Genomic DNA, 24431 nt, shown 5'->3' on the forward strand with positions numbered 1-24431 from the left:
TAATTCTGCCAGGCAATTCATTATTTTGGCCATCTTTTTCCCACGTACCCAATGAATAGACCATTTAAAAATATATCACCCCTATTTGTACTCTGTTTTATGACATTATATTCCTATGGACAAATCAAAGAAAGTGCTGCAATAAATCGTATCTTTTCCGAATGGAATACTGCTGATTCGCCCGGTTGTGCCTTGGGAATAATGAGAGACGGACAACTCATCTATGCAAAAGGCTATGGAATGGCCAACCTGGAATATAATATTCCTAATTCGCCATCCTCGGTTTTCCGCATTGGTTCTACTTCAAAACAATTCACTGCCGCCTGTACAATTTTATTGGTAGAGCAAGGTAAACTCAGCCTGGATAAAACCCTAAAAGATATTTATCCCGATTTTCCTGATTATGCCAAAAAGATTACAATCAGGCATCTGTTAAATCATACCAGTGGCATAAGAGATTACCTTCAGTTAGCCTACTTAAAGGGTTTGGGAGATGATGATTTTTACCAGGATAAGGATATCATGAAATGGTTGGTAAATCAAAGCGACCTTAATTTTACACCCGGCAATGAATTTTTGTACAGCAACTCTGGCTACTGGTTGTTAGGGCAAATTGTGCAAGAAATAACTGGCATGAACATGGCTGATTTTGCCAAAAAAGAAATATTTGACCCTTTGGGCATGTCAAACACCCACTTTCACAACGACCACACACAAATTGTAAAAAACCGGGCTTCGGGGTATATTCCAAATGATAAGAATGGATTTAAAATTAGCATGACCACCCTTGACATGATTGGTGACGGGGGAATTTTTACCACTATCAATGATATTAAACTATGGGATGACGCCTATTACAACCCGGGTGTTTTAAGCAAGAAGTTCTGGGAGATGATGACAAAACAAGGCATACTAAATAATGGTGAAGTGATTGACTATGCTTCGGGTTTGTTCATCGGTGAATATAAAGGATTGAAAACGGTAAGTCATGGTGGTGCTTTTGTCGGGTTCAGGGCAGAGTTAATCAGGTTTCCCGAGGAACATTTTTCAGTAGCCATTTTTACCAACAGAGGTGATGCTAATCCAACAAAAATGGCTTATCAGGTGGCTGACATTCTTCTCAAAGACAAACTAGTCGATGAAGTCAATAAGAATTCTGAAAATGAAGATACAGAAATTTCCACGCCGGCCGTAGCGTTCAAACCGGAGCAACTGGTCGGTACATATGAAATAGAACCAGGTGTGGTACTAAAGCTGACTATAAAAAATGATTCTTTAAATGTGGTGCAGGAGTGGAATGATTTGACTTACAACATTAGTAGGATAAAAGGAAATACATTTGAGATATCTGAAGGTGGTGACATCCGTTTTACTTTTTTAGAATTAAAAGATGGCTTTACGCAGCAACTCGACATTTTTCAGCATGGAAGGAAGACGGAGATAAAAAGGAAGGAAGAAATCGATCTTACAAAAGTTAATTTGGAGGACTACGCAGGTAGCTATTATAGTAAAGAGCTGGATGTAAAATACCATTTTGAACTTGAAAATAACAGGCTTAAAGCCAGCATTGAAAGTAATGACCAAATGGAGTGCCGTATTTCTAAAACAGATGTATTTTCAGTGAAATTCGGACTGGTACGCTTTAAGCGATTCAAGGGTTCGGTAAATGGATTTGAATTGGATTCGGGAAGAGTGAAAAATTTGAGGTTTGAAAAAGAATGAATTGGACATGTAGGTTGAGCCCACATCTTTTTTTGATAATTGGGGATGGGCCCGGTCAATTGCTCAACAGATAAACCTGCAGACAACTTTCCAAGTATCAGTTCAATGGTAATTCCGGTACCTTTTGTTACAGGCTTACCTAACCGAATAATTAGGATCTATAACTATTCTATCTGTGTAATTCATGAACTTGTTTTGTTATGATTGCTTGATAGAACTAATTCAATCATTTATAAAGATTTTTAATTCATTTTTTACCGAGTCTATTAGCTAACCATATAGCTTAGTCTTGTATTCTTTTATTTTTGAAATTTCCTTATTTACCCGATTTATTGTTTTCATACTGTTTGGTAAAATTGTGTATCTTTGACATCAGTAAAATATGTTGGGTTTACAGCATTTTTTTGATCTTTTTCGGATTACATCTTTAAAATTTTCAGACTTTTGTCTATTTATAAAACATCCCTAAACATCAAGTCTTTTTTGCCGATACATAATCCTTTATGATGAAAAACATCTTAACGATATTATTCCTTGTTTTCACAATTAAGACATCGGGTCAAACGGCAACGATCAAAGTGGTTGCCACGAGCCATGACAATCAATATGATAAATTCGACCAGATTCTTTTTACTTTCAATGGTCAATCATTTAGCGGGGCAGACAAAGATAGCTTTAAAATCAAGTTGGAAGATGGCTTTGATTGGGGAAGGGCTGTTGTAGAAAATGATACCATAAGCTTTAAACTGAAGTTCAGACCTGACGAATCGTATACCATCAAAGCCGGTTGTTGCTGCGCGGCCTTCATTTTAACCGCCGACAGCAATCCAAACCGCGGAACCGTGCAGGTGAAAAATAAAGCAAACAGAGATTTGATAGTAGTGGTTGCCGAAGCCAACAGAGACACCATCAGATCAAAAACGACCAGTAAGCCACTGTTCGCCTATGAATCAGCCATGTGCCTTTTTAAACCGGCATCAATTTTGATTGCTGAGCCGGAGTATGCGAATGAAAAATATCAATACAATTCTGCAAAAAATATTGATTATGGTAAATTAATGAAAGAACGAAGAACATTGATCTTAAGCCGTGGCTGGTTTCATTTTCTGCACGGAGAAAAATTTGAAATTACCTATGAAGACAAAAACAACACCCTTTCTTATCAATTGAATGGATATTTGACCCCCGAAGAAATCAAAGCATATCATACATTTAAATAATCAGTATAAACGTCAATCCTCCCGCTTGCATTAACTTTCAACCCCACATTGCACCCCAAACAAATAATAATTACAACGTTTTAAATTTGAATCATCCTGGCTCCATTCAATACTTCATTTATTGATATTAAGGCCTGGCTTTCATCAACTTACCATTCCATCATTCCATAGACTCATCCACCTGCCATCTCAAGGACCCGACAACTCTCCCTTTTACCCACCTGCCATCTCCTTACCCTACATTCCATCGACCCACCTCCCGGACATTTCATCCCCTCAACAGTTTGAAAACTCACCAATATTAATCATTTTCACCACCGAAAAGTAAATAACCTCATAAACCCTTCCGAAAAGCAGCCGGAATTTCCGGCAAATTGCTGTTTATGAGAAGCAATTTATTAAGTTAGTGGCGATAAATTATTTAAATCAAAACATTTTATGAGAGACGTAGCGCTAGGCATAGACATAGGAGGCACCAACACAAAGTTTGGGTTTGTGGACAGGGAAGGTGACCTTTTGTGTGATTATTCCATTTCTACTTCAGTGCACCAGACCATCGAATCATATTTACACGCGCTGACCGACAATGTGCAAAAGGCGATGAAGACTCTGAAGGAAGAGGTAAGATTCATTGGTATAGGCATTGGGGCACCTAATGGCAACTATTACAAGGGCACCATAGAATATGCACCTAATCTTAACTGGAAGGGTGTAGTCAACTTTATTGAACTGTTAAAACAGTACTATGCCTTACCCATGGCGATCACCAACGATGCCAGCGCTGCGGCCATCGGTGAAATGGTTTTTGGAGGGGCGAAGTCCATGAAGAATTTTTTCGTGGTTACTTTGGGTACGGGTTTGGGAAGTGGATTTGTGACCAACGGCAAGCTGATTTACGGCCATGACGGGTTTGCCGGGGAACTTGGTCATGTTACCGTTAAGCCCAATGGGAGATATTGCGGATGTGGCCGGAGGGGTTGCCTGGAAACGTATGTTTCTGCTACAGGCATAAAACGCACTATCTATAAACTTCTGGCGGACTACAACGGAAACAGTAGTTTATCCGGGGTAAGTTTTAATGACCTTACTGCTGAGATGATCACAGATGCAGCAAGAGACGGGGACAAGGTGGCCCTGGAAGCATTTGAATATACCGGTAGAATACTCGGTATGGAACTGGCCGATGCTGTAGCATTGACCAGCCCCGCAGCAATTTTTTTGCTGGGAGGCCTGGCCAGGGCTGCTGATTTTATATTCGAACCGACCTACAGGCACATGGAAGCACACATGATGCCGGTCTTCAAAAATAAAGTAAAATTGCTGCCTTCGGCCCTTCAGGACAAAAACGCCGCCGTATTGGGTGCTGCGGCTTTGATCTGGAACGAACTGAAAAGTGGAAAAAATTAATGAAATAATATACACAACCTAAAATACCTTTGAAATGCCTGATCGACGCGACTTTATCAAAAAATCGGCTATGAGTACAACAATATTGGGTTCTTCACTGATTCTGGAAGCCTGTGCCAATCCGGGTTCAAAAGAACAGGCGCTTTCAACACCTGAGGTTAGTAAGCCTGTGGTGATAGCTACATGGAATAACATCAAAGCCAATGATGCTGCGTGGTCTGTACTGGAAAACAACGGTGCTGCGCTGGATGCCGTTGAGGCTGGTGTTAAGATACCGGAAGGAGACCCCGAAGACCGCAGTGTCGGTTACGGGGGAAGACCGGATCGCGATGGTAAGGTGACACTTGACGCCTGCATCATGAATCCGGAAGGGGATTGCGGGTCGGTGGTTTTTCTGGAACATATCAAACATCCGATCTCTGTAGCAAGAAAGGTCATGGAGGATACTCCTCACGTTATGCTGGCTGGTGAAGGCGCCCTGAAGTTTGCCCTGGAAAGTGGTTTCACTAAGGAAAACCTGTTAACCGAAGCGTCAGAGAAAGAGTGGCAGGAATGGCTAAAAACTGCTGACTATAAGCCGGTTATAAATATTGAAAATCATGATACCATTGGCATGTTGGCGCTTGACAATGCCGGTGATATCGCTGGGGCATGCACCACCAGTGGAGCTGCTTACAAAATGCGGGGAAGGGTAGGAGATTCCCCCATTATCGGCGCGGGATTGTACGTAGATAATGAAGTAGGAGGGGCTGCGGCAACCGGGTTGGGTGAAAAAGTAATCAAGGTAGTCGGTAGCTATCTGGTGGTGGAATTGATGCGTCAGGGCAATGCTCCCGCAGATGCCTGCCGCATGGCTGTTGAGCGGATAAAAAATAAAAATCCGGATTACAGGGATTTTCAAATAGGTTTTGTGGCCCTGAATAAAAAAGGGGAATACGGAGGTTTCAGCCTGCATAAAGGATTTGGCTACGCCCTTCATAACTCCCTGGACAAGAAATACTTCGAAGCAGCCAGCCTATTATAGCCGGCGTTTAATCATCCTGTAATTTTTCTAGAACTTTCGAACAGTTTCAATTATCCATAGTATTTACTGTTTTTAACTAAAGTTTTGGTTCTAAAAAGGATAATCAATGCGTTTTGAAGCCATTAAATCGTATGGTACATCCTGTTTGTTCCTTACGGTTCTTCTATTGTTTACCCTTAAAAACCACTATTTTGAGCCCGGAGCCGAGGCTTTGAGACTGTTTTATCGCGGAACATTTTTATTACCGATCAGTGGCTAAAATGGCGGCTAAAAACAATGCCGGAGGTACGCCATGGAGAAGATTTTTTGGTTTTGAGTGGCTACGCGCAAAAATTTGATTGACTTTTTGTAAAATTTCTGCTTTTTAGGTAAGACAATAGCCCAAATCCTCTCTGCCATCGTAAATCTTTTTGTAACTTTAAGATTATGTTAAAGTCCAATATTATTTCTTTATCAAATGTAAAACTTGCCAGGCAATATCTTTATGATCTCCTCGCTGCAAGGATAGATGCAAAGGGAAGGCAATGGCTTGACGCGAAAATTGAGCAGTTGGTCAGGGAATATAGTGAACGGGATTTTTATCTCTCCTTTAATCTTATTCCCAGGTTTACCGGAAAGCAACCATTGGCCCTGAATACCATTGAAAAGCAAAAGATGGAAAAACTAAGGGACGACCTCGATTTAAGCCATTGGACAGTAGACCAGGTTGGCCGTAACCTGATTTTGTTATATATACCATTCGATGACCTTGAATTTTACAAGAATACATTAAAGAATCTTTTCGAAACCGCAGGTGTTGACGAATTGGTGGCACTGTATGCAGGCCTGCCGCTTTCTCCTCTGGGTGAGGCGTTGAATGACCGGGCCTCAGAAGGAATACGGACAAATATGACCGCTGTATTTGATGCCATGGCCTTAAATAACCCCTATCCCAGGGACTATTTTAACGATGTGGCCTGGAATCAGATGGTACTCAAGGCTTTTTTTATGGAAAGGCCCGTCTACCGTATCTCAGGCATTGAAGACCGTCACAACGAAAAACTCGCGGGGATGATTTCAGATTATGCCCATGAACGATGGGCCGCGGGACGTATCACCATGCCGGAGATGTGGCGTGCTATTGGCCCGTTTGTCAATGATGCCGTATTAGCTGATTTGCACCGTATGCTCGAAGATCCTGATGCACTGCAACAACAGGCTGCCGCGCTTGCCTGTCACAACAGTGGTTCCGAAAGGGCGAAAACTTTAATGTTAAATCATACTGATTTGAAAGACCATATTGAAAATCATGCGATTAATTGGAACAAGATAGGTATAGAATGGGAAAGGCGTCAATATGAAAAGAAAACTTTGTACGAATAATCATAAAAACTATCGAATATGTTTATAGATCCTCATATACACATGACCTCCCGGACCACAGATGATTACACGGCCATGCGTGAAGCCGGCATTGTCGCTATTATTGAACCGGCCTTCTGGCTTGGACAACCTAGAACGGAAGTGGGATCGTTCAAAGACTATTTCAGCAGCCTGGTAGGATGGGAAAGGTTCAGGGCCAGTCAATTCGGCATTAAACATTATTGTACTATCGGATTGAATTCAAAAGAAGCCAACAATGAGGCATTGGCTGAGGAAGTAATGGATTTACTACCACTATTTGCCAGCAAGGAAGGCGTGGTGGGAATCGGGGAAATAGGATATGATGACCAGACTGATGCTGAGGATAAGTTTTTCCGGCAACAGGTTGATTTGGCGCTGGAATTAAATCTTCCTATTCAGGTACATACCCCGCACCGCGATAAAAAAGCAGGTACTTCGCGTAGTATGGATGTGCTCATTGAGCAGGGTGCCCGGCCTAATTGGGTAATTATCGATCACAATAATGAAGAAACTGTAAAAGAAGTACTTGACAGGGGTTTCTGGGCAGCCTTTACTATTTATCCCCACGCCAAAATGGGAAATGAAAGGATGGTGGAAATTGTAAAGCAATATGGCAGTGAAAGAATCTTTATCAATAGTTCTGCCGATTGGGGAATAAGCGACCCCCTGGCGGTACCTAAAACTGCAGCATTAATGAAAGAGCAGGGTATTTCTGAGCAGGCAATTCATGAAGTTTGTTACCTGAATGCCCTGGAAGCTTTTGGAAAAAGCGGACAGTTCAATGCTGTGGACTGGGAAATGGGTAATGGGGTAGATCAAAAGATGCAATTTGAAGGAAACTCTATTCTAAGAGGAGGGCAGACCCCCCTGGTAGAAGGTGCAAATGGCAACATTATCAAATAATACTGTCCGGATGCATTTAGTATTTTTTAAACTTGTCAACTAAAGCCGGACTTTTGAAAAACTCAAAATTACTTGCCTGCCTGCAATTAATGCGTCCGGCCAACATTGTCACTGCTTTTGCCGATATTATGACTGGCTTTGTTATTGGCCTGGTATCATTGGCTGAAGCTTCCGGTGTATGGAAGATCAGTGACTTTGCCAATCCTTCATTATTTTGGTTGCTGGCAGCAACATTTGGCCTGTACGGTGGGGGGGTAGTTTTTAATGATTATTTCGATGCAGAACTCGACAAAAAGGAGAGGCCTGAAAGACCTATTCCCAGTGGAAGGACCACCAAAGGAGAAGCCGCATTCCTGGGTTTTTCATTATTCGTAATCGCCCATATAAGTGCCTTGCAGGTCAATCAAATCAGCTTTTTTTTGGCCCTTGGCATCACTTTTATGGCTTTGTTTTACGACAAATATGCCAAACACCGGACATTTTTAGGTCCGGTTGCGATGGGCCTCTGCCGCGGAGGCAACCTCTTACTAGGTGTCAGCGCCTTTCCGGAAGCAATCGGGGCCAATTGGTTTCTTGTACTTATCCCACTGCTTTACATAGGAGCCATTACTTTGATAAGCCAGGGTGAAGTGCATGGTGGAAAAAAAAGCAACTTGTATATCGGACTCGTGCTTTACATTTTAGTTATTTTAATCATTTTGGTATTAGGGTTTTTCAAACAGGCAGGAAACTATTTTAGTTTAACTTTTCTCGCCCTGTTTGCATATTTAATTATTCCCCCCTTACTTAGTGCCTTAAATAAAAATGAGGCCAGGCTTATCGGCAGGGCCGTAAAAGCCGGGGTGTTGGCCTTGATTGCCCTGAATGCTTCGCTGGCAGCAACATATGGGGGTTGGTTGCCGGCATTAATTATTTTACTTTTGCTGCCGGTTTCATTGGCGTTGGCAAAAATATTTGCCGTAACATAATTTTATGCGATTGAATAGGTTATATGAGGAAAATTAGCCAAAAATTTCAGGTCCCTTTTTCATATGATGTATATTTTACTGAAAGCTTGTTTAAAGAAGGTAATGGCCTTTTGGCTGATTTGATCGATGCAAAAGATAAATCAGAAGGTGTAAAAGTATTGATAGCCATCGATGAAGGGGTGAAAGCCACGCACCCTGAATTGATTTCCAATATTACTGAATACATCGACAGCCATACCCTGAACGTTAAAATGGTTTGTCCTCCACTGGTCATGCCGGGAGGCGAAAAGGTTAAAAATGGCGGACTGCATGTGGAGAAGCTCCTGAAGGCTATTAATGAATTTGGACTGGACAGACACGCTTATTTGATTGGTATAGGTGGTGGCTCATTCCTGGACATGGCCGGCTTTGCCGCCGCCATAGCGCACAGGGGCGTGAGACATATCCGTATACCTACCACCGTGCTGGCCCAAAACGATGCGGGAGTGGGTGTCAAAAATGGCATCAACCAGTTTGGTAAAAAGAATTTTGTGGGTTCTTTCTCTCCTCCTTTTGCTGTTATCAATGATGCCTCTTTTCTCTCCACCCTTGAAGACAGGGATTGGCGAAGTGGCATCACAGAGGCCATTAAAGTGGCATTGATAAAAGACAAAGACTTTTTTTATCAAATCAGGAAAAATGCAACTGCATTGCTTCGCAGAGATGGGAAGTCCATGGCATCGCTGATTTATCATTGTGCCATGTTGCATCTGGACCATATTGCCTCCGGTGACCCGTTTGAAAAAGGTTCATCCCGACCTCTGGATTTTGGTCATTGGTCGGCACACAAACTTGAGCAGTTAACCGATTACCGCCTCAGACATGGGGAGGCGGTTGCCATTGGCATCGCACTGGACAGTATTTATTCCCATCTGACAGGTCTGCTTTCGGTTTCGGCGTTAAATGAGATATTGACATTGTTTAAAGAACTGAAATTTAATTTGTTTGTTCCGGAACTGTTGCCGGATTCCAACACACTTCCTGCTGCCAACCCACTTTTTCAGGGATTGACCGAATTCAGGGAACACCTGGGAGGTCAACTAACCATTATGTTATTGGAGGATATCGGTAAAGGGGTGGAAGTCCATGATATTGATCCGGAAAAAATGAATCGAGCCTTGTTGAAGCTGAAAAAATTTGAGGAAGACCTGACCAATGCTGCTGACAAATAAACAACACCTCACCTACTGTACAAACATCCACCGGGGTGAATCCTGGGCGGAAGTTTTTAACTATTTGAAAAAATACATTCCCGAGGTAAAGGCCCGTGTGTCACCTGACAGTGATTTTGGTATTGGACTGCGCTTATCGGATCAGGCTGGCAAAGCACTTTTAGAAGGGACAAACCTCGATGATTTCAAAACCTGGCTTAAAAAAAATCAACTATATGTATTCACACTGAATGGTTTTCCATTCGGGCATTTTCACAGGCAAAAGGTCAAAGACCACGTTCATCACCCTGACTGGACCAAACAGGAAAGGGTTGATTATACACGCAGACTTTTTAAAATACTGGCAGAAATTCTTCCGGAAGGCATGGAAGGTGGCATATCGACCTCACCTATATCCTATAAACTATGGTGGAATCACGATGATAAAGCACTCGATGAGGTGTTCGAAAAAGGGACCGATCACCTCCTGACCATTGTAAAGTACCTGATTGAAACGGCACAGGCGACCGGAAAAAAAATGCACCTGGATATTGAACCGGAGCCGGATGGCCTTCTTGAAAATACGGCCGGAGTAGTTGACTTTTACCAGCAATGGTTAATTCCCAGGGGAATAGTTTTTTTAAAGGAACACTTTGGGTTTGAGCCGGCTGAAGCCGAACGCCGTATTAAAGATCACCTGCAAATTTGTTATGATGTATGTCATTTTGCCGTGGTTTTTGAAGAACCCGCCACGGTTTTTGAGGCTTTTGAGTCGGCTGGAATAAAAATTGGGAAAATCCAGATAAGTGCTGCGTTGAAAGCCCGTTTTTCAGAAGACCATCGAAGGACAGACAGGATTCTTGAAGATTTCCGCCAGTTCGATGAGCCCATCTACCTGCATCAGGTAGTGGGAAAGGACCACAATGGCCGGAAGATTCAATACCATGATCTGCCCCACGCTATTAAACAATTCGGGGAGATTAATTTCCGGGAATGGCGATCACATTTTCATGTACCTGTTTTTTTAGATAAATATGACGAACTGGAGTCCACCAGGGAAGATATATTGAAAGTATTTTCTATCAACAAGAAGCGCCCCCTTTCCAACCATCTGGAAGTGGAGACTTATACCTGGGAAGTCCTGCCCAAGGCATTGCAGGTGGATTTAAATACGTCGATTTCCAGGGAGTTGGCGTGGGTGTTAAACAATATTTAGTCAGTAGTGTCCATGAAAAAAGTTGTGCTCATCAATGTTGTAGGCCTGACGCCGAGACTTATCGGACCTCATACGCCTTACATTAAGGATTGGATCACAAAATCAGGTTTGAAAACCATCGAGCCGGTCCTTCCTGCCGTCACCTGTTCTGCCCAATCGACCTATCTTACCGGCCAATGGCCGGCCCAACACGGTATTGTTGGTAATGGGTGGTATTTTGAAGAGGAATGCGAGGTGAAATTCTGGCGTCAGTCCAATAAACTTGTACAATCTCCGAAGATTTGGGAAGTGCTGAAAAATGAAGATCCCAAATTTACCTGTGCCAATATGTTTTGGTGGTATAACATGTACTCCACGGTAGACTATTCAGTTACCCCCAGGCCAAACTACCTTGCCGATGGCCGGAAAATCCCCGACATATATACCTGCCCGGCCGACCTGCGCGATAGTTTGCAACATCAATTAGGACAATTTCCGCTCTTCAATTTTTGGGGCCCCAAAACATCCATAAAGTCGAGCCAGTGGATCGCCGATGCCGCCAAAGAGGTAGATGTAAAATATGAACCAACCATGACCCTGATCTATTTGCCCCACCTGGATTACAATCTGCAGCGCCATGGGATTGATTTCGAAAAGATTGGCAAAGATTTGAATGAAATTGATGGGGTGTTGCAGGATTTGATAGAATTTTATGAGAACAGGGATGTCGATGTAATGTTACTATCAGAATACGGCATTACTGATGTAAACCGCGCGGTAGCCTTGAATCGTATTTTGAGGAAGGAAGGATTGCTTGAAGTTCGCTTAGAGCGTGGCAGGGAGTTATTGGATGCGGGTGCCAGCAAGGCCTTTGCGGTAGCTGATCATCAAATAGCCCATGTCTATGTTAAAGACAAGACTGATCTTGACAGGGTAAAAAACATTCTCAACGCCACAGATGGTGTGGAAAAGGTACTGGATACGGAAGATAAAAGCCAATATCACCTCGACCATCCCAGATCGGGAGATTTGATAGCAGTGGCCGACCAAAATTCCTGGTTTAGCTATTATTACTGGCTGAATGACAGCAAGGCCCCGGATTTTGCCCGTACCGTAGACATCCACCGTAAACCTGGCTATGATCCTGCAGAAATGTTTCTGAATCCCGAAATCCGGCTTCCCCTTTTACAGGTAGGATATAAACTCATCAAGAAAAAACTGGGTTTCAGAACCTTGATGGATGTCATTCCCCTTGACGATCACCTGATAAAAGGCTCCCATGGCCGCATCCCCGAATCAAAACAAGACTGGCCCCTGCTGGCAGGAAAAATTATCCCGGATACGAACCCTTCCCGTGATACCGATTCTATTGCCCCCACACAAATATTTGATATGCTGTTACAATATGTAAAAGATGACGGGTAAAAGGGTAGGATTCGGTAGGAGTCAGGAGAGAGGTCTCAGGTATTCCCGCCACCCTCAATTGCCCATTGTCAACTATAAATTGTCAATTGTTAATTGTCCATTGTCAATCCCTCCCGTTTACAAATTCTCTTTAAAATCCCTCGCATGACTGATAATTTCCGGAAAAAACTCATGAAACTCCTCGCCAAACAATTGGTAATCAGCACGGAGATCCTGGGTGGCCTTTTCCATGTGCGACTGGAATTTGGTTCTTCTGGACATGCCGAGCAAAGCCCTTTCAATGCCATCGATATGCTGGTAGGCAAGCAGCCAGTCATGTTTGACCATATAATATAATATATATCGAGCTTTCTCAGGAAGCAGGTTTTTTTTCTTCATCAAAACCGCATAAGCCTTTTGTGTAAACTCTTCCAGCGTTTCTGAGGAATAAACATACCAGTCCCTGGCCAAAAAATGATCATAAAACATATCGATAATGACACCGGCATAGTGACGGTATTTCTTCCAGAGCCTGTCCTTGCTTTTATCGACGATTTTATGGTGGTCGGTATACCAGTCAATTTCCCGGTGAAGCTTTATTCCTTTCACCATTTGGTGGGAGTAATCATGGAATTTTTTGCCTTTCACAAAATCACCAATGAAATTTCCCACCATCAAATCACCCATTTCACCGGATAAATATATGTGTGCCAAAAAATTCATCTCTTATTAAAGATAGCCATAACAATTACCAAACGAAAACCCATTTTCACATTTTATCTTTATATTTGACCATATACAGGGGTATTCATGGTTTTTGAGATTAAATATTTTGACAATAATGTTTGCAAGAATAAGAGATCTTGTTTTTGGCTATGATATCTGCTTTTTGCACGCAGGAAATCAGTTTTCAGACTATGTTGATTCCCTCGCCAACCATTTGTCTCACGATAGCTTCCGGTGTTATATAGAACGGGTTGAAGGGCTTGATTTCAGAAATAAGATAGTCGGCAATGCCATTAACAGCAGTACCCTGTTGGTGGTACTGGCAACGGAAGAAGGGGCCCATTCCGAATTTATTGAGAAAACCATAGACCTTTTTATCAAAAACCGTAAGACAGTTATCGCCATAGATATGGGTTTTTTGAAAGTGTCACAATGGTACTACCTTTTAAAAAACCAAAGGAAAATAACGGAAAAGGCTTCATTTCTTGAAAATCTTAAACCATCCAATGCTGTCTTCGATGTAATCATCAACGCTGCCACCTTCCGGGTGAAAAACAAAATTTTAAAACAAAGTAATCTGATCAGCGCCGTGCTGGTGGTAGTATCCATTTTTTTCATGCTGGGAGCTTCTTATTATATCTACTATCTGTCCGACCAGTTGACTACCAATCGTGAGTTGGTCAATGCCTCCCAGCTAACGGTAACCAGGGAGCAGGAAAATGCGAGGCTGGCCATCGAGGAGGCGGGAAAACAGCAAAATGAAGCCACCATTCAAAACAAACTGGCTTTTACCACCAGGATGGCTGTTGAGAGTAATAACATCTATGTTTCCGATCCTACGAGGGCGATTAGACTGGCTGAAACAGGCTACCGTCATTTTGAACCGGAAGAAGGCAGCAGGCCTTTAAGTATACTTTCCTCCATGTTTGATACATTTTATCAAACTTACTCTCAGCGGTATACATTTTATCAGAAGAATATTGTGTTTAACACAGCCGTGAATGATTTCCGGGAGCTCGACGGCGTAGGAAAGCTGTTGGTAGCCAATGATGATGGTAAAATCCGGATTGTCAACAAAAACGGAGCTTCGGAAGCTACCCTTGACGCGCACAGGCACAAGGTTAATAAGGTCACTTATTCCCCTGTTAATCAGTTCATTCTTACTACATCCGATGACAACACTGCTAACCTGCTGACCATTAATGGGGAGCTGATAAAGACCTTACCGGGGCATCAGGATGCCATTACCTTTGGTATGATATCCCCTCAGGGTGACCGGTTGCTGACCATGACCGATGATTCACTTCGTTTATGGGATAATCAGGGAAACCTGATTGCTACCCTTGGAGAAGAAGATGAATTCGTTAACCATGCTGTATTTTCGCCGGTAGAGGGTATTTTAGGAGCTGCTTTTGGTGATGAAGTAAAAATACTGGACTTTAAGGGGAATGTCCAGAGAACATTCACCGGCCATACTGATGAAATCATAAAGCTCAGTTACTCAGTCAATGGCAGCCGGATTATTTCGGCTTCTTATGACAGCACCGCCATTATCTGGTCCAAAGGTGGTCAAATGATCAAAAAGCTGAAGGGACATAATGGTATTGTTAACGACGCCCGGTTTTCGCCTGACAGAACGAGGGTGATTACGGTTTCTGATGATCAGTCGGCGAAGTTATGGACCTGGGACGGGCAATTTATCAGGACCATGGCCGGACACACCGATGCCGTGCTGATGGCTGAGTTTTCCCCCAATTCTTTGTACATTTTAACGGTTTCTTTGGACCATACAATAAAGGTTTGGGATAATAAAGGAAACCATTTACAAACACTAAAAGCGCATCAGGCTGCCATCACTAAAGCAAAGTTTTCATCTGACAGCAAAACCGTCACAAGCGCATCCAGGGATGGTACTATAAAAACCTGGCCTGTTGCCCCGGAATTAATCGTATCCATGGATCTTCATGCAGAGGGCGTGCAGAACATCCTGTATAGCCCGGAGGAAAAAAGTATCTGGACGGTTTCCGGCCGTGGACTGCTAAGGGTATGGGATACAAATGGAAAACTGACCAATGCTAATTTTGTGGAAAACGCTGTTGTTAACCAGATTTTTTCATCAGGTAAAGGCGAGTTTACAGGGATATTTAACGGAAAGCTCAAAAAAATGAATGCCTCTGGAAAATTTACCCGGCAATGGGATCGATTAGGAACAGAAAACCGGCTGGCTGCTATTTCTGATCAGGGACAAATTGCTGTCTTGACTGTCAACAATGCTATGAAAATTATTCCTGATCCTAAGGATACTATCATTCGATTCAGTGATTCTACCCTGGTGATTAATCACTTTACCTATGACGGTAATAAGGAACTGGTACTGGCTACCAGCAAAGGTATAGGCAAACTTGATACTGCAGGAGGCCTGAGCCTTATTGCTTTTACAAACCGGCCTGTCAGCAAGCTATTACCCGGAGGAAATGATGACCGGTTTCTGGTTCTTCTGCAAAGTGGTCAGTTGGTACTTACCGATAACCGATTCAAACCACTGCGGCAGTTCCCTAATCACTATGGGAAAATCACGGCCGCAATTGATGATGCAAAACATGAAATTGTTTTTGCCGGCACGGCGGAGGGGAGGTTGCTGCTCTTTCATTATTCGGGAGAGCTGATCGCCCATACAAAACTTCATCAGGCCCGCATTAACCGGCTTCGCCTCTCTGCCAACGGCCAACAATTGCTGACTGCTGCAGAAGATAACAGCGCTAAAATCTGTCCCACCGTGCCGGGCATCGCCGACTGGCTTGAAACATCAGGTTTGGCAGATTTTGAGAATCAATAGTTCAATGTTATTTCATCAATAAATTGGGTAGGCAACCTGCAACCCGAATCCCCGCAACCCGCTCCCCATCAAATCTTCCTCACAGAGCCACTACCAGACACCCTGCTATCAACTTTATCCGGATTTCCCTTATAATAAACACGGCCACTGCCCGACACCCTGGCTTCGATTCTTTTGGTAACATTGATTCTGCAGTTGCCTGAACCACTGATCGATATATAATACTCCTCACTTTCCAGATCTTCTGCCAATAGCCTGCCCGACCCACTGATACTTACGTCATTATAAGCACATTTCCCTGCCAGTTCAATTTTGCCTGAACCTGAAATGGAAGATTCGAGATCATCTGCTTCTGTTTCAATTTCAATTCTTCCCGACCCGCTTACAGCAAGATCCATGTTATCAGTTTTCAGCACCCCCTCCCCGAAGATTTTTCCCGAACTGCTGACTTTCAGCGCGCGAATATCTTTTATTGTGACATAGACCACCAGATCCCCACCATTCTTCCAATCCCGCCAGTTCCATCCCCTTTTATTACCTATATAAAGCCTTCCACCCCTTACCTCGACTTCCAGGTTTTCCTTTCTTCTTTCCGAAGCGTCCAGAATCACTTCCGTTTTGTTGCCTTGTTTAACAAATACCTCACCTGAAGTGGCCATGTGAACCTCATCGAATTCCAGCAATTTAAGTGTCTCCCTGTTGTCCTGGCTACGGACAGGCACAATAAAAAGGGCTATCAGTATTGTAAAAAGGTGAATTTTAAGCTTAGTGATTTTCATGATTGTTATAGGTTTGATTCTGTCCTATTATATAAGATAACACACCGCTGAAAAGGTTGCTTGCCTGCAGATTTTTTTTGAAGTCTGCCAATCATTTCATCTGAATTAATAATAATACAGTCGTAAGAATAATGCTTGAGGTTTTTCAAATTTCAAATTTTTATTTAGATTTATTGCGGTTTTATTAACAATCTGTCAATTTATACCCGGAAAATTAAAAATATTTGATAATTGGGGCATAGGGTTGCATGCTTAAATTATTGATGCCTAAATTCACGGGGTTTTTTGATGTTTTATAAAGTGATTCTTTAATTAAATTTTTATCAATGAAGATCGGTGTGCTCAAAGAAGATAATGATGCCAGAGTGGCCATCATTCCTGAAATAGCCAAGAAATTTATTGAAGAGAACAACCAGGTACTGGTGGAGACAAATGCCGGTTTACAAGCCTCTTTTGACGACAAGGCTTACACCGGGGCAGGCGCCTCGGTCATGTCCCGGGAAGAATTATTACATGATGTGGAAATATTGGTGCAGATAAATCCTCCGGGATCAGAGATTCTTTCAAGACTCGGTGAGGGCACTATTGTAGTTGCCCTGTTCCAGCCTTTTGCCGATCCTGTTGTGTTGAACTTGCCGGCTAAACATAAGTTGACAGTGATGAGCCTGGACATGATTCCGCGAATTACCCTTGCCCAATCTATGGATGTGCTTTCTTCAATGGCTTCGGTAGCAGGTTATAAAGCGGTGGTAAAAGCTATGGATCACCTGCCGAGATATTTTCCAATGCTTACCACGGCTGCCGGGAGTATACCCCCTTCCAAAGTGCTGATACTGGGTGCCGGAGTAGCTGGATTGCAGGCGGTAGCCACAAGCCGCAGGAACGGGGCTGTGGTTGAAGCTTTTGATACAAGACTGGCTGCCAAAGAAGAAGTAGAGAGCCTGGGCGCCAAGTTTGTTGAGGTAGAAGGAGCCACCGATGATAAGGATGCCGGTGGTTACGCCGTAGAACAAACCAAGGAATACAAACAAAGGCAGCAGGCTTTAATCCAGGAGAAGGCGGCGAAGGCCGATGTGGTAATCACCACTGCACAGTTGAGAGGCAAACCAGCCCCCCTGCTGGTAACCGAAGATACCGTCGACAAAATGAAGCCCGGCGCTGTAATCGTCGATTTGGCTGCCTCCGGCGGCGGCAACTGCGAGCTTACCAAAGATAACGAAGTGGTGCATCATAATGGTGTTTCTATCATCGGAGATTCCAATCTTGCCGCGAGCATGCCTATGCATGCCAGTCAGCTCTTCAGTAAAAATATCCAGAACTACTTTAAAGTTTTTTTAAAGGATGGGGTGGTGAACCTGGATCCGGACCATGAAATCATAAAGTCCAGTTGTGTGGTTTACCAGGGTGAAATCCGGTACGGTCAGACTTAATAGCTTAATTGCTTTTTTTAATCAAATTTGATCCTTAACCTAATAATTGTCATAATTATGGAACAAGCCATTCAATTTCTCGGGGACAACATTACGATGGTATATCTCTTGGTCTTCGCATCATATCTCGGAATGGAAATTATTTCAAAAGTGCCGACGGTACTTCACACCCCTTTAATGTCAGGAGCCAATGCGGTGAGTGGTGTGGTAATCATCGGGGCTATTGTTTTGATCCGCCAGGCCGATCCGGCCGATTACGCGGTGATGACCCTGGGAGTTTTGGGAATAATCTTAGCTACCATTAATGTGGTGGGAGGTTATGCAGTGACGGATAGAATGTTGGAAATGTTTAAGAAAAGAAAAAAAGCGAAGTAAAACCAAAACCTGAAATAACGTGTCTACTACAATTATCCTTAATTATACCTATTTAATCAGTATTATACTCTTCATCATCGGGCTGAAGAGATTGAGCCATCCCGATACGGCAAAAAACGGGAATTTAATTGCAGCATCAGGCATGGGGCTGGCTATTCTGGCCACCCTGGTGTACCCAATCGAAGGTGCCAGTAACAACTATGCATGGATTGCGATTGCCATGGTAATCGGGGGGGGGATCGGTTTTACGGTTGCTAAAAAGGTCAAAATGACAGCCATGCCTGAAATGGTTTCGTTGTTTAACGGCCTGGGAGGTGCCAGTACCATGTTAATATCTATTGTGGAATTTTATAACTATCCGATGGGCGTCAGTCCGCTGAACGGACAAATGATTACCACGGCCTTTGCATTGTTTGTCGGTTCTATCTCCTTCACCGGATCAATGATCGCCTATGGCAAGCTACAGGGCTTTTTAAGAGATTCATTGGTGCTTCCTTTTCCACAATTTATCAATATGACCTTGTTGATACTCGTAGTAGGTACAAGTGTTTATACCTTGATCCAGCCGGAGTTGAGTTTCAACTATGTTGTTATTTTGCTGGCCCTGTCGTTGATATACGGCGTTACTTTTGTAACACCCATCGGAGGCGGTGACATGCCAGTGGTCATTTCCCTTTTGAATTCTTTTACCGGTATCGGGGCTGCCCTGGCCGGATTGATTTACGGGAATCAGGTCATGATTTTTGGTGGTATCCTGGTGGGGGCAGCCGGTACCATTCTGACTATTCTTATGTGTAATGCCATGAACAGGTCCATATTCAATGTGATTATCGGAGGGTTTTCAGGCAGCGGCAAAACTTCTGCCGGTGATGGAAGGGAGCAGATTGTAAAAGAAGCAGCCCATAATGATCTGGCCATCCAGCTCAAATATTCTCAAAAAGTGATCGTTGTTCCGGGTTACGGATTAGCCGTAGCCCAGGCCCAGCATACCTGTCATGAACTGGAGGCCACGCTTGAAGCAGAAGGAGTAGATGTAAAATATGCCATCCATCCGGTTGCCGGCAGAATGCCCGGTCATATGAATGTACTACTGGCAGAAGCGGATGTTCCTTATCCTAAATTGCTGGAGCTGGATGACGCAAACAAAGAGTTTCCTTCTACTGATATCGTGTTGGTAGTGGGCGCCAATGATGTCGTCAATCCTGCCGCTAAGGAAGACCAGGGAAGCCCTATCTATGGAATGCCGATATTGGATGTAGAGATGGCCAAAAACGTGGTTGTCCTGAAAAGAAGTATGAACCCGGGTTATGCAGGCATTCAGAATCCCCTGTTTTTTGGGGAAAAGACCAAAATGCTTTTTGGAGATGCCAAAAGCTCCATCCAAAAGTTGATCGAAGAGGTGAACAATGCCTGATCTTTCCTTTTAACCGGGTAAGTCTCAATAAAACGGCAAACATCCTGTTATTTTCAGTGAAGCAAAATGACCCTTGTCATTTTAGGAAGGTTTAACTTTCCCTAATTTAGTTAGGCGCTGTTAAACATACTTTTCAATGAAACCATCCTGCATATTGATACTTTTCCTGATTGGCTGGCAAACCGACACATATCAGGAACAACGCAACTCCATGGTTGCCTCTCAACTGGAAAACAGGAATATCAGGGACGAAAGCACCCTTCAGGCCATGCTTAAAGTACCGAGGCACCGGTTTGTTCCCAAAGAGCAACAGCATTATGCCTATGAGGACCGGCCATTGCCCATTGGTTATGGCCAAACCATTTCTCAACCCTACATGGTAGCCTTTATGACTGAGGTGATAAAACCTCAAAAAGATTTTAAAGTGCTCGAAATTGGCACAGGATCAGGGTACCAGGCTGCGGTGCTGGCAGAAATCGTCGATAAGGTGTATACAGTGGAAATTGTACCCGAACTGGCTAACCAGGCTGAAAAAAGGTTTGAGGATTTGGGCTATTCAAATGTAAAGACCATCGATGCGGATGGTTACTTTGGCTGGGAAGAATTCGCCCCCTTCGATGCTATTGTTGTTACAGCCGCCGCAGAGTTTATTCCTCCGCCCCTGATTAGTCAATTAAAAGAAGGTGGAAAGATGGTGATTCCTGTGGGCTCGCCTTTTCTGGTGCAGACATTGATGCTGGTAGAGAAGAAAAAGGGAAAAACCACTACAAAAAGCCTGTTTCCAGTGCGTTTTGTGCCATTTACCAGGGGGAATTAGATCTATCCATGCGTCTCCTCCCAGCCCTTGCTATATTGTCAACCGCCGTTATCAGCTATCAGCTAATCCTGATGCAGATTCTGTCAATTGTGCAATGGTACCATTTTGCTTATATGGTTATTTCAATTGCATTACTGGGTTTTGGGGTGGCCGGTACGGTCATCTCACTTTTCAGGCGGGCATTGTTGAAAAATTTTGATCATCTGCTGCCCTCCTTGATGATGGCCACCGGCTTTTTCATGGCCACTGTGGTTAGTTTTTCGCAACCTTCCGGGGTAAGATTTGATTCTTATCTTTTGTTTGTGGATTATTCGCAGGCCGGAAGGCTGCTGTTTACCTATTTGGTACTGTTACTTCCTTTTTTGTCGGCAGCCCTGGCGATCGGAATGACCTTTGTCAGGTATGCAGACCGGATTGGCAAGTTGTACTTTGCCAATTTGCTGGGCTCGGGTTTAGGCGGATTGCTGGCGGTGGGTTTGAGTTGGATCATTGTTCCCCAAAAACTGCCTGTATTTATCGCCCTGCTTCCTATGATTGCTGCCTTATGGGTATTGCCGCGTCCTTTTCCCATTAACTGGCTGGCCGCTTTTGTGCTCAATCTGGGCCTCATCGTTATTTTTATTATCAGGCCTTTTTTATTATCAGGCCTTTTTCTTTTAATCTTTCTCAATTCAAAGATCTCAGCAAAACCCTGAATCTTCCCGATGTAGAGATAATTCATGAACAAAGCAGTCCTTTCGGATATATTCAGGTGGTTTCATCCCCACTTTTAAGGCACGCCCCCGGGCTAAGCCTGACCTATCCCCAAACCGTACCGGTGCGAAAGGTCATTTTTAAAAATGGAGATTGGTATGGAACCGTGGCGCCCCTTTTTCCACCGGGAGATACCACTGTGTACGATTATACGACCAGGGTGCTGCCTTATATAATCAAAGCGCGCAAAAAGGCACTGGTACTGAATTCGGGCAGTGGTGAAGATATCTCCCTTGCCAGGTCCAAAGCCACTGCCCGGATTGTGGCAGTGGAGCCAAACAGTGCAGTGATTTCTTTGCTGAAAGATGAATTGTCAAAAGAGACCCTGGGTTTGCTCGCTGCGCCTGAGCTTGTCATGCATCAGGAAGATCCCCGCACCTTTTTACTCAAAGACACTGAGAAATATGATTTGATAAGTATTCCGACCATCGGAGCTTTTGGTGGTTCTGTGGGGCTAAATGCCATTAGTGAACAGTATTTGCTGACTAAGGATGCCTTCAGGGAGATGTGGAAAAAGCTGCTTCCCGAGGGAGTGATCAGTGTAAACTGCTGGATGGATTACCCTGTCAGAAATCCTTTAAAGATTTTGGCGACTATGATCGAAGTCCTCACCGATTCAGGAGTAGAGCATCCTGAACAGTATATCGGAGCTGTTCGCAGTTGGGGTACCCTTACCATGATTGTCAAGAAAACCCCAATTTTACAGCAGGAAGCCAACCTCATACGAAGCTTTTGCGATCGGATGTTATTTGATCCGGTATTGCTGCCGGATATTAAGCGTCATGAAAGGGAGCAGTACAATATGTTGCAGGACAATGATTTTTTTCAATATGTCGATGAGCTGTTTTCTGACCAAAGGGAGACACTTTACAAAAACTATGACTTTAACATAAAGCCACCGACTGACGATCAGCCTTACTTCTCGCAGTTTATCCGTGGAAAAAGCCTTTCCCATCTGTCACAGCTCTTCGGTAATAATGCGATGGCTTTTTTCGAAGTTGGTTACCTGATGGTGATCATTACCCTGATACAAGTGACTTTAGTATCCCTGCTTCTTATAATAGCCCCTTTGTTTCATCTTGGCTGGCATGGTGGTAAAAGGTGGAGTGTATTGCTGTATTTCGGTGGTATAGGCATTGGTTTTATGTTTGTTGAGATCGTGCTTATTCAAAGGTTTATCCTTTACCTGGGTAGTCCCATTTACGCTGTCGCTGTGCTGATGTGTGCTTTGATGATTTTTTCAGGGTTGGGCAGCTATTTCACCAGCCGGCTTGAACTAAAACAGATCAGGGTTTTTACCATTTTCTTAGCGATTATTGGCCTGTTACTTGTGTATAGCTTTTCCCTTACGCCCATCCTGCAACAAACTATTGGTCTTACCGGCTTTTTGAAAATCCTGATTATGACGCTTATCATTGCTCCCTTGGCCTTCCTTATGGGGCTCCCCTTTCCCCTGGAAATAAAACGTCTGGGCCAGGAAAACCCTCGACTGGTGCCCTGGGCGTGGGCAATCAATGGCTGTGCCTCGGTAATAAGTGCCGCACTGGCCACAGTGATTGCTGTGGAAATGGGATTTAAATGGGTGACTATTCTGGCAGCGGTTGCCTACGGATTACCGCTTATTACCACAATTACTGCAAAAAAATAGAAGCATGGTTTTGCGAAATCAGTAAATAAAATATGCTCGGTGCTTTTCCTTTGTGATTTTTTATTGTGCAGAAAACACCACGTTTAGCTTCTGACCTACCTGCTTTACGATCCTTTTATTTTCCCGGTCAATCTGTTTTACCACCTTTTTTACGTTTTCAATTTCATGGTTTTTTTCGTGGCTCCTGTTGATGAACTGTTTCATGGTGTCGGCCAGGACTTGTTGGTCATGCCATTCGCCGATTAGTAATCCCAGCGGTTTGATTTCCTTTTTTAACTTTGCCCATTTGTTATCGGGCTGGTAAGTTTCCAGCAGCCTGAGTATGGCACTTATGGATTTAAGCCGTATTCTGATTTTTTGAAGATCACCGGGGTTAGAAAGTTTGGACATCAATTTTTTTATCTTTTTGATTTCCCCGGATATAAATTTTTCAGATTGGGAAATAATTTTTTTTTCTTTCATACCGGCGACCACCGACCTTATCTGGCTATTTAGTTTTTCAAACTGACCGGTATCGAATTCAACCACCGCTTTGTGAAGTTTTTTACTTGCCTGTTTCTCGTGATGCGCTAAATATTTTTCAAAAACACTGATATCATTATTCCGGAACTTTTTAATAATCAGGTGATTCACCTGTATTTCCCGAAGGTTTCCTGCATAATCAAAAAACCTCGAGAAAAGGTTAAAATGACGTTTTTTTTTGAATTCACCCTGACTCGAAATTTCTATCAGTTTCAGGATGGCACGCATCTTTTTGATGTGCACCCTAAGTTGATGAATGGGTTCTTCCTGTAGTTTCTTTTGTGTCTTTTTGAGGTATTGCAGAAACGACCGGGCGTTCCGGTCGTAGTATTTCAGTAAAACCATATTATTTTCCTTTCCCTTTATAAATGTCAACGGCTGCCAACCATGGTTAAAATTACCTAAAATCACCAGATAAAGAAAGAATACCTCCTGCTATATCCCTATATCCCCCTGCCAATCCAAACCTTAATGACACCAAACATAGTCCTCCCACCCCTAAAAAGCACCCCACCATGTCCCCTCGGGACAAAACATTGGTAGCCACACGATACGTTCGACCCACCGACATTACAACCCCGGGCCATTGAAAAGCCATCCATACGGTACACCCGATAGATGTACCATAAAATAATATTAGCAACCTTGCCCGGTTATTCCTAAATTAAGATTATATTAAGAAAATGTTAAATATAATTTAAGTATATTCTTAAAA

The 24431-nt window shown here is 43.3% G+C and carries 20 protein-coding genes and 1 pseudogene; 17 read left to right on the top strand and 4 right to left on the bottom strand.

The window, feature by feature from the left end:
• Positions 1-99 precede the first annotated feature (99 nt).
• Positions 100-1722, top strand: coding sequence for a serine hydrolase domain-containing protein (locus tag AC04NP_RS00845; RefSeq protein ID WP_482857405.1), 1623 nt, complete (start codon positions 100-102; stop codon positions 1720-1722).
• A 65-nt stretch (positions 1723-1787) separates the two neighbouring features.
• Here the strand turns inward: AC04NP_RS00845 and AC04NP_RS00850 are convergent.
• Positions 1788-1880 (bottom strand): annotated as a pseudogene (locus tag AC04NP_RS00850) (DUF433 domain-containing protein); the annotation flags it as partial.
• Between the two features lie 345 nt (positions 1881-2225).
• Here AC04NP_RS00850 and AC04NP_RS00855 point away from each other — a divergent pair.
• From AC04NP_RS00855 to AC04NP_RS00895, 9 genes are all read left to right on the top strand, one after another.
• The gene (locus AC04NP_RS00855; RefSeq protein WP_482857406.1) at positions 2226-2942 is read left to right on the top strand and encodes a hypothetical protein; all 717 of its coding nucleotides are present in this window, start codon (positions 2226-2228) and stop codon (positions 2940-2942) included.
• Positions 2943-3380: 438 nt separating this feature from the next.
• The gene (locus AC04NP_RS00860) at positions 3381-4349 is read left to right on the top strand and encodes an ROK family protein (RefSeq protein WP_482857407.1); all 969 of its coding nucleotides are present in this window, start codon (positions 3381-3383) and stop codon (positions 4347-4349) included.
• 34 nt (positions 4350-4383) lie between these two features.
• Entirely contained in the window at positions 4384-5373 is a 990-nt protein-coding gene (locus tag AC04NP_RS00865) for a glycosylasparaginase (RefSeq protein ID WP_482857408.1), read from the top strand.
• 426 nt (positions 5374-5799) lie between these two features.
• Positions 5800-6735, top strand: coding sequence for an EboA domain-containing protein (locus AC04NP_RS00870; RefSeq protein ID WP_482857409.1), 936 nt, complete (start codon positions 5800-5802; stop codon positions 6733-6735).
• Positions 6736-6753: 18 nt separating this feature from the next.
• The gene (locus AC04NP_RS00875; RefSeq protein WP_482857410.1) at positions 6754-7659 is read left to right on the top strand and encodes a TatD family hydrolase; all 906 of its coding nucleotides are present in this window, start codon (positions 6754-6756) and stop codon (positions 7657-7659) included.
• Positions 7660-7712: 53 nt separating this feature from the next.
• Positions 7713-8627, top strand: a complete 915-nt coding sequence (gene eboC, locus AC04NP_RS00880) for a UbiA-like protein EboC (RefSeq protein WP_482857411.1) — start codon at positions 7713-7715, stop codon at positions 8625-8627.
• A 23-nt stretch (positions 8628-8650) separates the two neighbouring features.
• The gene (locus AC04NP_RS00885) at positions 8651-9838 is read left to right on the top strand and encodes a 3-dehydroquinate synthase (RefSeq protein ID WP_482857412.1); all 1188 of its coding nucleotides are present in this window, start codon (positions 8651-8653) and stop codon (positions 9836-9838) included.
• Positions 9822-11033 (top strand): metabolite traffic protein EboE, encoded by a 1212-nt coding sequence (eboE, locus tag AC04NP_RS00890; RefSeq protein WP_482857413.1) that lies wholly within the window; start codon positions 9822-9824, stop codon positions 11031-11033. The genes AC04NP_RS00885 and eboE overlap by 17 nt, the downstream gene beginning before the upstream one ends.
• Positions 11034-11045: 12 nt before the next feature.
• A complete protein-coding gene (locus tag AC04NP_RS00895; RefSeq protein WP_482857414.1) occupies positions 11046-12437 on the top strand; it encodes an alkaline phosphatase family protein in 1392 nt (463 codons plus the stop codon).
• A gap of 117 nt (positions 12438-12554) precedes the next feature.
• Here AC04NP_RS00895 and AC04NP_RS00900 read toward each other — a convergent pair whose 3' ends face one another.
• Positions 12555-13139 carry an acyl carrier protein phosphodiesterase gene (locus tag AC04NP_RS00900; RefSeq protein ID WP_482857415.1) on the bottom strand — a complete coding sequence of 195 codons (585 nt, stop codon included), beginning with the start codon at positions 13137-13139 and terminating at the stop codon, positions 12555-12557.
• 118 nt (positions 13140-13257) lie between these two features.
• Here AC04NP_RS00900 and AC04NP_RS00905 point away from each other — a divergent pair, with 118 nt between their 5' ends.
• On the top strand, positions 13258-15978 hold the full coding sequence (locus AC04NP_RS00905; protein ID WP_482857416.1) for a WD40 repeat domain-containing protein: 2721 nt from the start codon (positions 13258-13260) through the stop codon (positions 15976-15978).
• 68 nt (positions 15979-16046) lie between these two features.
• On the opposite strand, the gene AC04NP_RS00910 is transcribed toward AC04NP_RS00905, so the two are convergent.
• Entirely contained in the window at positions 16047-16757 is a 711-nt protein-coding gene (locus AC04NP_RS00910; protein WP_482857417.1) for a head GIN domain-containing protein, read from the bottom strand.
• A gap of 326 nt (positions 16758-17083) precedes the next feature.
• Here AC04NP_RS00910 and AC04NP_RS00915 point away from each other — a divergent pair, with 326 nt between their 5' ends.
• From AC04NP_RS00915 to AC04NP_RS00940, 6 genes are all read left to right on the top strand, one after another.
• A complete protein-coding gene (locus AC04NP_RS00915; RefSeq protein WP_482857418.1) occupies positions 17084-18187 on the top strand; it encodes a Re/Si-specific NAD(P)(+) transhydrogenase subunit alpha in 1104 nt (367 codons plus the stop codon).
• A gap of 57 nt (positions 18188-18244) precedes the next feature.
• Positions 18245-18562: an NAD(P) transhydrogenase subunit alpha part 2 gene (locus AC04NP_RS00920; RefSeq protein WP_482857419.1), complete on the top strand. Its 318-nt coding sequence runs from the start codon at positions 18245-18247 to the stop codon at positions 18560-18562.
• Positions 18563-18581: 19 nt separating this feature from the next.
• Positions 18582-19976 (top strand): NAD(P)(+) transhydrogenase (Re/Si-specific) subunit beta, encoded by a 1395-nt coding sequence (locus tag AC04NP_RS00925; RefSeq protein ID WP_482857420.1) that lies wholly within the window; start codon positions 18582-18584, stop codon positions 19974-19976.
• A 136-nt stretch (positions 19977-20112) separates the two neighbouring features.
• Entirely contained in the window at positions 20113-20793 is a 681-nt protein-coding gene (locus AC04NP_RS00930) for a protein-L-isoaspartate(D-aspartate) O-methyltransferase (protein ID WP_482857421.1), read from the top strand.
• An 8-nt stretch (positions 20794-20801) separates the two neighbouring features.
• Positions 20802-21488 carry a hypothetical protein gene (locus tag AC04NP_RS00935; protein WP_482857422.1) on the top strand — a complete coding sequence of 229 codons (687 nt, stop codon included), beginning with the start codon at positions 20802-20804 and terminating at the stop codon, positions 21486-21488.
• Positions 21489-21610: 122 nt separating this feature from the next.
• Positions 21611-23194, top strand: a complete 1584-nt coding sequence (locus tag AC04NP_RS00940) for a polyamine aminopropyltransferase (protein ID WP_482857423.1) — start codon at positions 21611-21613, stop codon at positions 23192-23194.
• Positions 23195-23254: 60 nt separating this feature from the next.
• On the opposite strand, the gene AC04NP_RS00945 is transcribed toward AC04NP_RS00940, so the two are convergent.
• Positions 23255-24091: a CHAD domain-containing protein gene (locus AC04NP_RS00945; RefSeq protein WP_482857424.1), complete on the bottom strand. Its 837-nt coding sequence runs from the start codon at positions 24089-24091 to the stop codon at positions 23255-23257.
• Positions 24092-24431 lie beyond the last annotated feature (340 nt).

The organism is Agaribacillus sp. DX54, assembly GCF_056858335.1.